Source organism: Streptomyces sp. G45, from assembly GCF_049542095.1.
Classification (GTDB): Bacteria; Actinomycetota; Actinomycetes; order Streptomycetales; family Streptomycetaceae; genus Streptomyces.
The window spans coordinates 3,741,863-3,755,866 of the sequence record NZ_JBMUZU010000001.1 but is presented as its reverse complement, the minus strand read 5'-3'; the positions used below and the strand labels follow the sequence as shown (position 1 = coordinate 3,755,866).

Genomic DNA, 14,004 nt, shown 5'->3' with positions numbered 1-14,004 from the left:
GCCACTGACAATCGACCGGCGGCCAATGAACGCCGCAGGTCAGAGCCGTTCTCAGGGCGATTGTCAGTGGCGTGGTGCACGGTGGGAACACATCGCGGCCGAGCCGTCGGCGAGGGCCGCGTCGTCGCTGCCGCATGCGTGAGCGCCGGTCGCTTCCGCATGCCCGAGCTGGAGGGGGACCACCATGACCGTTTCCGTGGAGCAGACCACGGGCGGCGCCGCGCAGGCCGCGCCCGGCGCCGCCGACGCCGTGCCCGAGTCCGCGGGCCAGGCCGCGGGCGGGAGTGCCGCGCAGGCCCTGCGGCCGCACGCCGAGGACGCCTTCGCGGCCGAACTCGCCGCGCTCGCCGCGCAGGACGACCGCCCGCGCCCCGCCCGCTGGCGGCTCTCGCCCTGGGCCGTGGCGACGTACCTGCTGGGCGGCACGCTCCCCGACGGGACCGTGATCACGCCGAAGTACGTGGGCCCGCGCCGCATCGTCGAAGTCGCCGTCACCACCCTCGCCACCGACCGCGCGCTGCTGCTGCTCGGCGTGCCCGGCACGGCCAAGACCTGGGTGTCCGAGCACCTCGCGGCGGCGGTCAGCGGCGACTCCACGCTGCTGGTGCAGGGCACGGCGGGCACACCGGAGGAAGCCATCCGGTACGGCTGGAACTACGCGCAGCTGCTCGCCCACGGCCCCAGCCGCGACGCGCTCGTGCCGAGCCCCGTGATGCGCGCCATGGCCGAGGGCATGACGGCCCGCGTCGAGGAGCTGACCCGCATCCCGGCCGACGTGCAGGACACGCTGATCACGATCCTGTCGGAGAAGACCCTGCCCATACCGGAGCTGGGCCAGGAGGTGCAGGCCGTCCGCGGGTTCAACCTGATCGCCACGGCCAACGACCGCGACCGCGGGGTCAACGACCTGTCCAGCGCCCTGCGCCGCCGCTTCAACACGGTGGTGCTGCCGCTGCCCGCGAGCGCCGACGCCGAGGTCGACATCGTCTCGCGCCGCGTCGACCAGATCGGCCGCTCCCTGGACCTGCCGACCGCGCCGGACGGCATCGACGAGATCCGCCGCGTCGTCACGGTCTTCCGCGAGCTGCGCGACGGCGTCACGACGGACGGCCGTACGAAGCTGAAGTCGCCGAGCGGCACGCTCTCCACGGCCGAGGCGATCTCCGTGGTCACCAACGGCCTCGCGCTCGCCGCCCACTTCGGAGACGGCGTGCTGCGCCCCGGCGACGTGGCCGCGGGCATCCTCGGCGCGGTCGTGCGGGACCCGGCCGCGGACCGCGTGGTCTGGCAGGAGTACCTGGAAGCGGTCGTGCGCGAGCGCGACGGCTGGAAGGACTTCTACCGCGCCTGCCGCGAGGTGAGCGCGTGACGACGGCCAGGGAAGTCACCGCGGCGGGCGGGCCGCTGCTCCTCGGGGTGCGGCACCACGGGCCCGGCTCGGCGCGGGCCGTGCGGGCCGCGCTGGACGCGACGGAGCCCCGCGCGGTCCTCATCGAGGGGCCGCCGGAGGCCGACGCGCTCGTCGCCCTCGCCGCCGACGAGGACATGCGGCCACCGGTGGCGCTGCTCGCGCACGTGGTGGACGAGCCGGGGCGGTCGGCGTTCTGGCCGCTCGCCGAGTTCTCCCCGGAGTGGGTGGCGATCCGGTGGGCCGTGGGGCGGGGCGTGCCGGTGCGCTTCATCGACCTTCCGGCCGCGCACTCGCTGGCGCACGGCGCGGAGGACGGGGACGAGGGCGAGCAGGACGCTCCCGAACCGCCGCGGACGGACCCCGAGGCACCGCGGGCGGACGGGGAGAGCGACGCCGAGGGCCTGCGCGTGGACCCCCTGGCGGCGCTCGCCGAAGCCGCCGGGTACGACGATCCGGAGCGCTGGTGGGAGGACGTCGTCGAGCACCGGGGGGCGGGCAGCGACGCGCTCGCGCCGTTCGCGGCGCTCGGGGACGCCATGGCGGTGCTGCGCGAGACGCACGGCACCGCCGGGCGCGACCGCGACCTGCTGCGCGAGGCGTTCATGCGGCTCCAGGTGCGGGCGGCCCAGCGGGAGTTCGGCGCCGACGGCGTGGCGGTCGTCTGCGGCGCCTGGCACGTGCCCGCGCTGCGGCAGAAGGTGACGGTCGCCGCCGACCGGGCGCTGCTCAAGGGCCTGCCGAAGGTCAAGGTCGACATGACGTGGGTGCCGTGGACCCACCGCCGCCTGGCCCGCGCCAGTGGGTACGGGGCGGGCATCGAGTCCCCGGGCTGGTACGGCCATCTGTTCGCAGCGCCCGACCGGCCCGTCGAGCGCTGGCTGACCAAGGTCGCCGGGCTGCTCAGGGACGAGGACCGGATCGTGTCGTCCGCGCACGTCATCGAGGCGGTGCGGCTCGCCGGGACGCTCGCCGTGATGCGGGGGCGGCCGCTGCCGGGGCTCACGGAGACGATGGACGCGGTGCGGGCCGTGATGTGCGAGGGCTCGGACGTGCCGCTCGCGCTGGTGCACGACCGGCTCGTGGTCGGCGACGTGCTCGGCGAGGTGCCCCCGTCCGCCCCGGCGGTGCCGCTCCAGCGGGACCTCACGCGCCTCCAGCGGTCGCTGCGGCTCAAGCCGGAGGCCCTGGAGCGCGAGCTGGAGCTGGACCTGCGCAAGGACACGGACGCGGCGCGCAGCCGACTGCTGCACCGGCTGCGGCTGCTCGGCGTCGACTGGGGCGAGCCGACGCGCTCGCGCGGCAGCACGGGCACGTTCCGGGAGACCTGGCGGCTGCGGTGGGAGCCGGAGCTGTCCGTGCGGGTCGCCGAGGCCGGGGTGTGGGGGACGACGGTGCTGGGCGCCGCCACGGCCAAGGCGGAGGCGGACGCCCTGGGCGCGGAGGTCCTGGCGGACGTCACGGCGCTGGCCGAGCGGTGTCTGCTGGCGGAGCTGCCGGACGCGCTGCCGGTGGTGATGCGGGTGCTGGCCGACCGGGCCGCGCTCGACGCCGACGTGGGGCATCTGGCGCAGGCGCTGCCCGCGCTGGTGCGGTCCCTGCGGTACGGGGACGTGCGGGGGACGGGCACGGGGGCCCTGGGGGAGGTGGCGCTCGGGATCGCCGAGCGGGTGTTCGTGGGGCTGCCCTCGGCCTGCGTGGGGCTCGACGCGGACGCGGCGGGCGTGGTGCGGGGGCACGTCGACGCCGTGCACATGGCGGTGGGGCTGCTGGGGGAGCTGGCCCCACCGCCCCCGCCGCCCTCGGAGGCACCACCTGGCGAAGCGGCGCCCGGCGCTGGGGAGCCGCCCACGGCAGGGGCGGGTTCCGGGGCGTCCGGCGCTGAGGGGCTCGGTGCCGGGCTTCGGGAGCGTTGGCAGGGGGTGCTGCGGGGGCTCGCCCGGGGGGAGCGGGTCGTGGGCGTGGTGCGGGGGCGGTGCGCGCGGCTGCTGCTGGACGACGGAGTGCTCGCGGAGGGGGAGGCGGCCCGGCTCATGGGGCTCGCCCTGTCCGTGGGGACCGAGCCCGCCGAGGCCGCCGCGTGGATCGAGGGGTTCGTCGGCGGCGGCGCCGGGGGCGGGATGCTGCTGGTGCACGACGAGCGGCTGCTGGGCCTCGTCGACCAGTGGCTGGCGGGGGTGCCGGACGACGCGTTCGTCGACGTACTGCCGCTGCTGCGCCGGACGTTCTCCGCGTACGAGCCGGGGGTGCGCCGCACGCTCGGGGAGCTGGTGCGGCGCGGGCCCGGGCAGGTGAGCGCGGCGTCGGCGACGGCGGGGACCCCCGGGTTCGGGGGCGAGCTGGACCGGGAGCGGGCCGAGGCCGTGCTGCCGGTGGTGGGACTGCTCCTCGGCCTGGGGAGCGGCATGGACGCGAACGGAACCGGCGGACCCAGTGGGTCCGGCAAAACCGGCAAAACCGGCAAACCCGATGGGTCCGGTGGGAACAGCCTTGTGGGGGTGGCCTGATGGTGGAGGTGGGCGGTCCGGTGGACGAGCGGCTGCGGCGGTGGCGCCTGGTGCTCGGCGGCGGCTCGGCGGACGGGACGGGGTGCCCGCTGGCCGGGCGGGACGCGGCGATGGACGGCGCGCTGGCCGCCCTGTACGGGGGCGGCGGCGGGGACAAGGAGCGGGGCCGGGAGCGCTCGGCGGGGCTCGGGGCGTCGGCGCCGTCGGTCGCGCGCTGGCTCGGCGACATCCGGACGTACTTCCCGTCGTCCGTCGTGCAGGTCATGCAGCGGGACGCGATCGACCGCCTCGGGCTCTCCGCCATGCTGCTGGAGCCCGAGATGCTGGAGGCCGTCGAGGCGGACGTCCACCTGGTCGGGACGCTCCTCTCGCTCAACAAGGCGATGCCGGAGACGACGAAGGAGACCGCGCGCGCGGTGGTCCGCAAGGTCGTCGAGGACCTGGAGAAGCGGCTCGCGACGCGCACCCGGGCGACGCTCACCGGCGCGCTCGACCGCAGCGCCCGCGTGACCAGGCCCCGCCACCACGACATCGACTGGAACCGCACGATCGCGGCCAACCTCAAGCACTACCTCCCGGAGTACCGCACGATCGTCCCCGAGCGCCTGATCGGGTACGGGCGGGCCGCGCAGTCGGTGAAGAAGGAGGTCGTCCTCTGCATCGACCAGTCGGGGTCGATGGCGGCCTCCGTGGTCTACGCCTCGGTCTTCGGCGCGGTGCTCGCGTCCATGCGGTCCATCAGCACGCGCCTCGTCGTCTTCGACACGAACGTCGTCGACCTGACGGACCAGCTCGACGACCCGGTGGAGGTCCTCTTCGGCACGCAGCTCGGCGGCGGCACGGACATCAACAGGGCGCTGGCGTACTGCCAGTCGAAGATCACGCGGCCCGCGGACACGGTGGTGGTGCTGATATCCGACCTGTACGAGGGCGGGATCCGTAACGAGATGCTGAAGCGGGTCGCGGCGATGAAGGCGTCCGGGGTGCAGTTCGTGACGCTGCTCGCGCTGTCGGACGAGGGGGCGCCCGCGTACGACCACGAGCACGCGGCGGCGCTCGCGGCCCTCGGCGCCCCGGCGTTCGCGTGCACGCCCGACCTCTTCCCCGAGGTGATGGCGGCCGCGATCGAGCGGCGCCCGCTGCCGGTGCCGGACCAGGACACCCGCCGGTAGCCCCCGGGGGGCACGTGCCGCCGGACGCCCGCCAGCGGCCCCGCCCCGCCAGCGCCCACGCGACACCCCGCCCCCCAGCGCCACCCGGCCCCAGCGCCACCCGGCCCCAGGCCCCCGGCCAGCCCACCCGGACCCCGCCGCTCCAGCGATCACGGTGGCAAACGGAACGCCCGGCGGCACCCCGCGCGCCACACCGGGCGCCACCGTCCCCCGCCCCGGAAAGCCCGGGACTGACCCAGGGAGCGGCCTTTGTGACCGTCATCACCGCGCAAATGTGATCTGCGATTTAGGGGCGCACGTCCGACGGCGATAACCTGCGAGACGGACATGCCGCGTACCGGACTCTTCGGCTACGCCTCCCTTGTGACAGCGCAGTCACGTTGCCCTTCGCGGCACGCCCACGCAGAGCACGCAGAGACTGAAGCCGCTGCACTAGCGACAGCGGCGCGAGATCACTGAAAAGGGACGGACGCGCGTGGACCTGTTCGAGTACCAGGCGAGGGACCTCTTCGCCAAGCACGGTGTACCGGTGCTGGCCGGTGAAGTCATCGACACGCCTGAGGCGGCGCGCGCGGCGACCGAGCGCCTTGGCGGCAAGTCGGTCGTCAAGGCGCAGGTGAAGGTCGGCGGCCGCGGCAAGGCCGGTGGCGTGAAGCTGGCCGCGACCCCGGACGAGGCCGTCGCCCGCGCGACGGACATCCTCGGCATGGACATCAAGGGCCACACGGTCCACAAGGTGATGATCGCCGAGACGGCCCCGGAGATCGCCGAGGAGTACTACGTCTCCTTCCTCCTGGACCGCACCAACCGCACCTTCCTCTCCATCGCCTCCGTCGAGGGCGGCGTGGACATCGAGGAGGTGGCGGCCACCCGCCCGGAGGCCGTCGCCAAGACCCCGATCGACGCCAACGAGGGCGTGACCCCCGCGAAGGCGCAGGAGATCGTCAAGGCCGCGAAGTTCCCGGCCGAGGTCGCCGACAAGGTCGCCGCCGTCCTGGTGACGCTCTGGGAGACCTTCGTCAAGGAGGACGCCCTCCTCGTCGAGGTCAACCCGCTGGCCAAGGTCGCCTCCGGTGACGTCATCGCCCTCGACGGCAAGGTGTCCCTGGACGCCAACGCCGACTTCCGCCAGCCGGAGCACGAGGCCCTGGAGGACAAGGCGGCGGCCAACCCGCTCGAGGCCGCGGCCAAGGCCAAGGGCCTCAACTACGTCAAGCTCGACGGCGAGGTCGGCATCATCGGCAACGGCGCGGGCCTGGTCATGTCGACCCTGGACGTCGTCGCGTACGCCGGTGAGAACCACGGCGACGTGAAGCCCGCCAACTTCCTCGACATTGGCGGCGGCGCCTCCGCCGAGGTCATGGCGAACGGCCTGGAGATCATCCTCGGCGACCCGGACGTCAAGTCCGTCTTCGTCAACGTCTTCGGCGGCATCACCGCCTGCGACGAGGTCGCCAACGGCATCGTCCAGGCCCTGGAGCTGCTCAAGTCCAAGGGCGAAGAGGTCACCAAGCCGCTGGTCGTGCGCCTCGACGGCAACAACGCGGAGCTGGGTCGCAAGATCCTGAGCGACGCCAACCACCCGCTGGTCCAGCGTGTGGACACCATGGACGGAGCGGCCGACAAGGCCGCCGAGCTCGCCGCGGCTGCGAAGTAAGGGATCGAGGGACACAGACCACCATGGCCATCTTCCTCAACAAGGACTCCAAGGTCATCGTCCAGGGCATGACCGGTGCCACGGGCATGAAGCACACCAAGCTCATGCTGGGCGACGGCACGAACATCGTCGGCGGTGTGAACCCGCGCAAGGCGGGCACCACCGTCGACATCGACGGCACCGAGATCCCGGTCTTCGGCACCGTCGCCGAGGCGATCGAGAAGACGGGCGCCAACGTCTCCGTCCTCTTCGTGCCCCCGGCCTTCGCCAAGGCGGCCGTCGTCGAGGCCATCGACGCCGAGATCCCGCTCGCGGTCGTCATCACCGAGGGCATCGCCGTGCACGACTCCGCCGCGTTCTACGCGTACGCCGTGGAGAAGGGCAACAAGACGCGGATCATCGGCCCGAACTGCCCGGGTCTGATCACGCCGGGCCAGTCGAACGCGGGCATCATCCCGGGCGACATCACCAAGCCGGGCCGCATCGGCCTGGTCTCGAAGTCCGGCACGCTGACGTACCAGATGATGTACGAGCTGCGGGACATCGGCTTCTCGTCGGCCGTCGGCATCGGTGGCGACCCCGTCATCGGCACGACGCACATCGACGCCCTGGCCGCGTTCGAGGCCGACCCCGACACCGACCTGATCGTGATGATCGGTGAGATCGGCGGTGACGCGGAGGAGCGCGCTGCGGACTTCATCAAGGCCAACGTGACGAAGCCGGTCGTCGGCTACGTCGCGGGCTTCACGGCGCCCGAGGGCAAGACGATGGGCCACGCCGGTGCCATCGTCTCCGGCTCGTCCGGCACGGCCGCCGCGAAGAAGGAGGCCCTGGAGGCCGCCGGTGTGAAGGTCGGCAAGACGCCGACGGAGACGGCGAAGCTGGCCCGCGCGATCCTCGCTGGCTGACGCTCGCGTCCCGCACGACGAAGGCGGGCCCGCACCCCATGCCCGGGGTGCGGGCCCGCAGTCGTCCCACGGCGGGGCTAGCGCGGCTGCGGCGTCAGGCGTTCCGGGCCCTGGTGGGGCTCGGACCGCAGCTTCTGCCGGAGGGACTGGTCCTGGTCGGTCAGGGGGCCCGGGCCCATGCGCGGGGGGACGCCGGAGATGGCCCGGCCGGGGGCCTGCGGGGGTTCGTAGTGGGTGGGGGCCGTGCGGACCGTGAGGGCCGTGGCACCGATGATCAGGGTGGTGAAGGCGATGGCCGCGCGGGTCCACAGCCGGGCGCGGCGTTCGCTGCCCGCGCGGACGGCGGCGGGCTGCGGGGGTACGAGGTCCACGGCGCGGCCCAGGTCGTCCAGGCGCTGGTGGAGGCAGTCGGGGCGGTCGGCGAGGTCGGGCAGGCGCTCGGCGAGGGCGGTGCGGGCGTGCGTCAGACGGGCGGCCGCGGTGGGCGTGCTGGCCTCGGTCTCGGCGGCGGTCTCGGGCAGGTCGAGGCCGACGCCGTCGTAGAGCAGCACGGTGCGGCGGCGCGCGGGCGGCAGGGCGAGCAGCGCGTCGAGGACGTCGCGGTGGGCGGCGTCGGCGGGCGGGGCGTCGGGCTGGCGCAGGCGCGGGCGGAACCGGTGCCAGGGCGACAGGGCGTACTCGTGGGCGGCCGAGCGGATCCAGCCCGCCGGGTCGCGGTCCCGGGCGACCTCGGGCCAGCGCTGCCAGGCGAGCTGGAACGCCCGTTCCACCGACTCGGCGGCGAGCGCGCGGTGGCCGGTGAGGGCGTAGGCCTGCCGGACCAGGACGGGGGCGGTGCGCGCGCACAGGGCGTCGAAGGCCGCCTCGGGGGTGGCCGGGGGTGATGCCTCGCCGGGCGGCTCCGGCTCGGGCACCGGCTCGGGCACCGGCACCGGCCGTGGCGTCGGCGGGCTCTTCGGCCGCTGCGCCTTCGGTCGCTTCCGCGGCCGGGACGCGCGGGGCGTACGGGGGGCGTGCTCCGTGGCGAAGGTCGCGAGGAGGCGCGCGTACGCCTCGCGGCGGCGCCCGCGCGGGTCGGTGCGGCCGGACTCCCAGGAGCGCACGGTCTCACGGGTGACGCCCACCAGCGCGGCGAGTTCGGCCTGGCTCAGCGACCTCGACTCGCGCAGCCTGCGGCGTTCCTTGGGGGACGGCAGCGGGAGGGCGGGGCTCTGCGTCATGGTCAGCCGTTCCGCCGTACGAAAAAGAACATAAACGTATCTTGAGCGACACATCCGGCATTCGCCCGTTACGCGGAGAAAGCGCGTGTCGTTGGGAGCATGGCCGGGTGACCCACAGCGCTGACTCCGGCTCCGTCTGGCCCGCCCGCGAGCCGTTTCCCGAGCCGTCATCGGAGCCGTCCCGCGAGCGGACGCCTGAGTGGACGCACGAGCGGACGCCCGAGCCGATGCCTGAGCTGGCGCAGCCGCCGGTGCCGCCGCCCGCCGCGCCCGCGGTGCCTGACCCGGCTGACCCGGCTGACCTGGCTGACCCTGCTGTTCTGGCTGTTCCGGCCGGGCGTGGGCGGGGCGCCGGGCCCGGGTTCGCCACGTGTGTCGTCGGCGGGGCGATCGCGGCGGGGCTCGGGCTCGGCGCGTTCGCGGTGCTGGTGATGGTGCTGTGGATCAGTTCGCCGTACCCGGACAGCGGACCGAGCGGGGCGCTGCACGTCGCGGCCTCGCTGTGGCTGCTTGCGCACGGCACGGAACTCATCCGTACGGAGACCCTGTCCGGGCTCCCCGCGCCGGTCGGCGTCACCCCGCTGCTGCTGGTCGCGCTGCCGGGCTGGCTGCTGCACCGGGCGGCGCGGGACGCGGCGGACCCGGAGGGGCGCGCGGGCGCGCCGCGCGCGGCGTGGTGGGGCGTGGTCACGGGCTACGTCGCGGTGGGCGCGGCGGCGACCCTGTACGCGCAGGGCGGCGCGCTCCGCCCCTCCTGGCCCAGCGCGGTGGCGCACGTGCCGCTGCTCGCGGTGGCGGCGGCCGGGCTCGGCGTCTGGACGGCGTACGGGCGTCCGCGCGGCCCCCTGCCGCAGGGGGTCGCGCGGGTGGTGGCGGCGCTGCCGGAGCCGGTGCGGGGCCTGGTGGTACGGGAGGGGGCGCGCGACTTCGTACGGGAGCGGGCGTTCGTGGTCGTCCGGGCGGCGCTGGCGGGCACGGTGGTGCTGGTGGGCGGTGGCGCGCTGCTCGTCGGGGCGTCGCTCGTGGCGCACGGGGGCCTGGTGCGGGAGTCGTTCCTGGACGTCACCGGCGTGTGGTCGGGGCGGTTCGCGGTGCTGCTGCTCGGGCTCGCGCTGGTGCCGAACGCGGCGGTGTGGGGGGCGGCGTACGGGCTCGGGCCGGGGTTCATGCTCGGCACCGGGACCGTGGTGGGGCCGCTGGGGACCGGGGCGGCGCCGCCGCTGCCGGAGTTTCCGCTGCTCGCCGCGGTGCCGCAGGGTGGGGGCGGGTCGCCCTGGACCTGGGCCGCGGGGGTGGTGCCGGTGGCCGCGGGGTGTGCGGTGGGGTGGTTCACGGTGCGGGCGGCCGCGGCGGGCCCTGGCGGGCGGGAGGGGATGTGGTCGGTGGGGCGTACGGCCTGGGCTGTGGGGGTGGCCGCGGGGCTCTGCGGGGGTGCGTGTGCGGTGCTCGCGGGGGCGGCGGGTGGGGCTCTGGGGGTGGGGGTGCTGGCCTCGTTCGGGCCTGTGTGGTGGTGGGTGGGGTGTGCGGCGCTGGTGTGGACGGGGGTTGTGGGGGTGGGGGTGGCGTTGGGGGTGCGGGCGTGGTGGGGGTGGCGGGGGTAGGGGGCCTCGCGGGGGCGCCCCAGACCCGCCCCTTCACCGAAACCAGGGGCTGCCGCCCCTGGCACCCCGCCTTAGTTGCCGCTCCGCGGCTCGTCCTCAAACGCCGGACGGGCTGAATCATCGCGCTGGCGCGCTCGCCCTCAAGCGCCGGGCGGGCTTGATTTGTCGTGGCGCGCGTCTCGTCCTCAGGTGCCGGGCGCCGAGCCGGGGGATTCAGCCCGTCCGGCGTTTGAGGACGAGCGCGGAGCGCGATGAAGGGCGGGTGGGTGGGACAAGGCAGGCAGGTGCAACCAGGGGGCACCGCCAGGCTCAGTCACGGTCAGTGAGCAGCGGCCGCAACTGGCTCGGCAGCAGATCCTCGCAGGACTGCTTCGACTCGTTGGTGAGGGCGTCGTCACGGCACGTGTAGTAGTCCCGGTAGACGAGCTGCGCCCCGAACGTCGCCAGGACCATGACCAGCGCGAGGGACGCCGTCACCAGGCCGCTGATGGCGGCGGTGGTCTGCGGACGCGCCCCCGAGCCGGGGGCGTCCCCGCGCGGCTTGCCCCGCAGCGCGCTGATCCCCCAGTACAGCCCGAGCGCCCCGAGCAGCAGCGCCACGTACCGCCAGCCGAACAGCGCGAAGAAGAAGCCCCACATACCGGACAGGAGCGCGTAGCGCGCCCGGCGCTGCGCGGGGTCGGTGGGGTCCCAGCGGAGCCCGCCCTGGCCGCCGCCGGGGCCGGACCCGGGGCCGTCGGGCCCCTGGCTGCGGGGCCGCTCGCCGAAGCCGCCGGAGGAGCGCCCCGGCTGCTGGTCGCTCCACTGGCTGCCCCACGGCGAACCGCCCTGACCGCCCTGACCGCCCTGGTCGCCGTCACCGCCGTCGCCGCTGCCGTCGCCCCCGTTCGCCGGGCGCCGCGGCTGCCACGGCTGCTCCGGAGCGCCCTCCGGCGGCGGCGCGAAGGGGTTGTCGTCCTGCGTGCCCTGTGACCCCTCGGGCGCCTGGGACGACGACCCGGGGCGCCCCTCGCGGAGCAGGGGTCGTACGGAGGGAGGCGTGCGGCGGAGGCTGCGGTCCGGCATCAGGTGTGCGTCTTCCCTTGGGTAGAGCTCGGCGGCTCGGCTTGCGGAGCCGGGCGGCGCCGGGCAACTGGGCGGTGGTGCTTGGTGACTCGGCCTGCGGGCGTCTGCCCCCTCAGACGCTACCTCGCGCCCGAGCCCCCGTCCCGTGAGGGGCCTGAAGGGAGTGCCGGTATCGTTGCTGGCGGTCGGCCGCTTCGTAGGGTTCCCCGTATCGGGCAGTGCGAAGCCTTCGTACGACCGTACAAAGAGCACTCCCGAGAAAGGGCCCCGCCGTGGCCAAGGCCAAGCGACTCGTCGTGCTGGTCTCCGGATCAGGAACGAATCTGCAGGCCCTCCTCGACGCCATCGCGGAGCAGGGCCCCGACGCCTACGGCGCCGAGATCGTGGCCGTGGGCGCCGACCGGACCGGCATCGCGGGCCTGGAGCGCGCCGAGCGCGCGGGCCTGCCGACGTTCGTGTGCCGGGTGAGGGACTACGCGAGCCGGGCGGAGTGGGACGCGGCGCTCGCCGAGGCGACCGCCGCGTACGAGCCGGACCTGGTCGTCTCCGCCGGTTTCATGAAGATCGTCGGCAAGGAGTTCCTCGCGCGGTTCGGCGGGCGCACCGTCAACACGCACCCCGCGCTGCTGCCCAGTTTCCCGGGGGCCCACGGCGTCCGCGACGCGCTCGCGTACGGCGCCAAGGTCACCGGCTGCACCGTCCACTTCGTCGACGACGGCGTCGACACGGGTCCGATCATCGCGCAGGGCGTGGTGGAGGTCAGGCCCGAGGACGACGAGAGCGCTCTGCACGAGCGCATCAAGGACATCGAACGAAGCCTGCTCGTCGACGTCGTGGGGCGCCTGGCCCGCGACGGCTACAGCATCGAGGGACGAAAGGTAGTTATCCCGTGACCGCCGAGAACACGGTGCCCGGAACCGATCAGCGGCCCGTGCGCCGCGCACTGATCAGCGTCTACGACAAGACCGGCCTCGAGGAGCTGGCGCGCGGCCTGCACGAGGCGGGCGTGGAACTGGTGTCGACCGGGTCCACCGCCGCGCGGATCGCCGCCGCGGGCGTCCCCGTCACCAAGGTGGAGGAGCTGACCGGCTTCCCCGAGTGCCTGGACGGCCGCGTGAAGACCCTGCACCCGCGCGTGCACGCGGGCATCCTCGCCGACCTGCGCCTTGAGGACCACCGCAAGCAGCTCCAGGAGCTGGGCGTGGAGCCGTTCGGCCTGGTCGTGGTGAACCTCTACCCGTTCCGCGAGACCGTCGCCTCCGGCGCCAGCGTCGACGAGTGCGTCGAGCAGATCGACATCGGCGGCCCCTCGATGGTCCGCGCCGCCGCCAAGAACCACCCGTCCGTGGCCGTCGTCACCAGCCCGGAGCGGTACGCTGACGTCCTCACCGCCGTCCGCGGCGGCGGCTTCGACTTCGCGACCCGGCGCGCGCTCGCCGCCGAGGCGTTCCAGCACACCGCCGCGTACGACATCGCGGTCGCCAACTGGTTCCTTCAGACGGAGCCGGGCGCCGACGAGCGCTTCCCGGCCTTCGTCGGCGCCGCCTTCGACCTGAAGAACCAGCTCCGCTACGGCGAGAACCCGCACCAGAAGGCCGCCCTCTACACGGACGGCAGCGGCGGCCTGGCCGAGGCCGAGCAGCTGCACGGCAAGGAGATGTCGTACAACAACTACACGGACACGGACGCCGCGCGCCGTGCCGCGTACGACCACGACGACCCCTGCGTGGCGATCATCAAGCACGCCAACCCGTGCGGCATCGCCATCGGCGGCACCGTCGCCGAGGCGCACCGCAAGGCGCACGCCTGCGACCCGCTGTCCGCGTTCGGCGGCGTCATCGCCGTGAACCGGCCGGTCACCAAGGAGATGGCCGAGCAGGTCGCCGAGATCTTCACCGAGGTCATCGTGGCACCGGACTACGAGGACGGCGCGCTTGAGGCCCTCACCAAGAAGAAGAACATCCGCGTCCTGCGCGCCCCGCAGGCGCCGTCCGCGCCCGTCGAGGTCAAGCCGGTCGACGGCGGCGCGCTGCTCCAGGTCACCGACCGCCTCCAGGCCGACGGCGACAACCCCGCCAGCTGGACCCTCGCGACCGGTGACCCGCTGTCCCCGGGCGAGCTGGCCGAACTCGCCTTCGCCTGGCGGGCCTGCCGCGCGGTGAAGTCCAACGCGATCCTGCTCGCCAAGGACGGCGCGTCCGTCGGCGTCGGCATGGGCCAGGTCAACCGCGTGGACTCCGCGAAGCTCGCCGTGGAGCGGGCGGGCGAGGAGCGGGCGCGCGGCGCGTACGCCGCCTCCGACGCCTTCTTCCCCTTCCCCGACGGGCTCGAGGTCCTGACGGCCGCGGGCGTCAAGGCCGTGGTGCAGCCGGGCGGTTCGGTCCGCGACGAGCTGGTGGTCGAGGCCGCGAAGAAGGCGGGCGTGACCATGTACTTCACGGGGACGCGGCACTTCTTCCACTGAGC

At 74.5% G+C, this 14,004-nt stretch carries 10 protein-coding genes; 8 read left to right on the top strand and 2 right to left on the bottom strand.

All coding sequences use genetic code 11. The features are described 5' to 3' along the window. The first annotated feature begins 184 nt into the window (after positions 1–184). From ACOBQU_RS15190 to sucD, 5 genes are all read left to right on the top strand, one after another. The gene (locus tag ACOBQU_RS15190; RefSeq protein WP_423627420.1) at positions 185–1,369 is read left to right on the top strand and encodes an ATP-binding protein; all 1,185 of its coding nucleotides are present in this window, start codon (positions 185–187) and stop codon (positions 1,367–1,369) included. Then, a complete protein-coding gene (locus ACOBQU_RS15185; RefSeq protein WP_423627418.1) occupies positions 1,366–3,915 on the top strand; it encodes a DUF5682 family protein in 2,550 nt (849 codons plus the stop codon). The genes ACOBQU_RS15190 and ACOBQU_RS15185 overlap by 4 nt, the downstream gene beginning before the upstream one ends. Beyond that, positions 3,915–5,087, top strand: coding sequence for a VWA domain-containing protein (locus ACOBQU_RS15180; protein ID WP_423627416.1), 1,173 nt, complete (start codon positions 3,915–3,917; stop codon positions 5,085–5,087). The genes ACOBQU_RS15185 and ACOBQU_RS15180 overlap by 1 nt, the downstream gene beginning before the upstream one ends. Positions 5,088–5,562: 475 nt before the next feature. Next, a complete protein-coding gene (gene sucC / locus ACOBQU_RS15175; protein WP_423627414.1) occupies positions 5,563–6,744 on the top strand; it encodes an ADP-forming succinate--CoA ligase subunit beta in 1,182 nt (393 codons plus the stop codon). Positions 6,745–6,767: 23 nt separating this feature from the next. Beyond that, positions 6,768–7,652, top strand: a complete 885-nt coding sequence (gene sucD, locus ACOBQU_RS15170; RefSeq protein WP_423627413.1) for a succinate--CoA ligase subunit alpha — start codon at positions 6,768–6,770, stop codon at positions 7,650–7,652. Between the two features lie 77 nt (positions 7,653–7,729). On the opposite strand, the gene ACOBQU_RS15165 is transcribed toward sucD, so the two are convergent. Further along, positions 7,730–8,872, bottom strand: coding sequence for a helix-turn-helix domain-containing protein (locus ACOBQU_RS15165; protein ID WP_423627412.1), 1,143 nt, complete (start codon positions 8,870–8,872; stop codon positions 7,730–7,732). Between the two features lie 107 nt (positions 8,873–8,979). On the opposite strand from ACOBQU_RS15165, the gene ACOBQU_RS15160 reads away from it, so the two are divergent. After that, on the top strand, positions 8,980–10,473 hold the full coding sequence (locus ACOBQU_RS15160) for a DUF6350 family protein (RefSeq protein ID WP_423627411.1): 1,494 nt from the start codon (positions 8,980–8,982) through the stop codon (positions 10,471–10,473). 309 nt (positions 10,474–10,782) lie between these two features. Here the strand turns inward: ACOBQU_RS15160 and ACOBQU_RS15155 are convergent, their stop codons facing one another. Beyond that, on the bottom strand, positions 10,783–11,538 hold the full coding sequence (locus ACOBQU_RS15155) for a hypothetical protein (RefSeq protein WP_423627410.1): 756 nt from the start codon (positions 11,536–11,538) through the stop codon (positions 10,783–10,785). A 272-nt stretch (positions 11,539–11,810) separates the two neighbouring features. Between ACOBQU_RS15155 and purN the strand changes: the two genes are divergently transcribed. Further along, the gene (gene purN / locus ACOBQU_RS15150) at positions 11,811–12,431 is read left to right on the top strand and encodes a phosphoribosylglycinamide formyltransferase (protein WP_423627408.1); all 621 of its coding nucleotides are present in this window, start codon (positions 11,811–11,813) and stop codon (positions 12,429–12,431) included. After that, a complete protein-coding gene (gene purH, locus ACOBQU_RS15145) occupies positions 12,428–14,002 on the top strand; it encodes a bifunctional phosphoribosylaminoimidazolecarboxamide formyltransferase/IMP cyclohydrolase (protein ID WP_423627407.1) in 1,575 nt (524 codons plus the stop codon). Before purN ends, purH begins: the two co-directional genes overlap by 4 nt. Positions 14,003–14,004: the final 2 nt, after the last annotated feature.

Excerpts from the sequence above, each read along its gene's own strand:
- ACOBQU_RS15190 (WP_423627420.1), top strand. The coding sequence starts at position 185 with ATGACCGTTTCCGTGGAGCAGACCACGGGCGGCGCCGCGCAGGCCGCG.
- ACOBQU_RS15180 (WP_423627416.1), top strand. The coding sequence starts at position 3,915 with ATGGTGGAGGTGGGCGGTCCGGTGGACGAGCGGCTGCGGCGGTGGCGC.
- sucD (WP_423627413.1), top strand. The coding sequence starts at position 6,768 with ATGGCCATCTTCCTCAACAAGGACTCCAAGGTCATCGTCCAGGGCATG.
- ACOBQU_RS15165 (WP_423627412.1), bottom strand. The coding sequence starts at position 8,872 with ATGACGCAGAGCCCCGCCCTCCCGCTGCCGTCCCCCAAGGAACGCCGC.
- ACOBQU_RS15155 (WP_423627410.1), bottom strand. The coding sequence starts at position 11,538 with ATGCCGGACCGCAGCCTCCGCCGCACGCCTCCCTCCGTACGACCCCTG.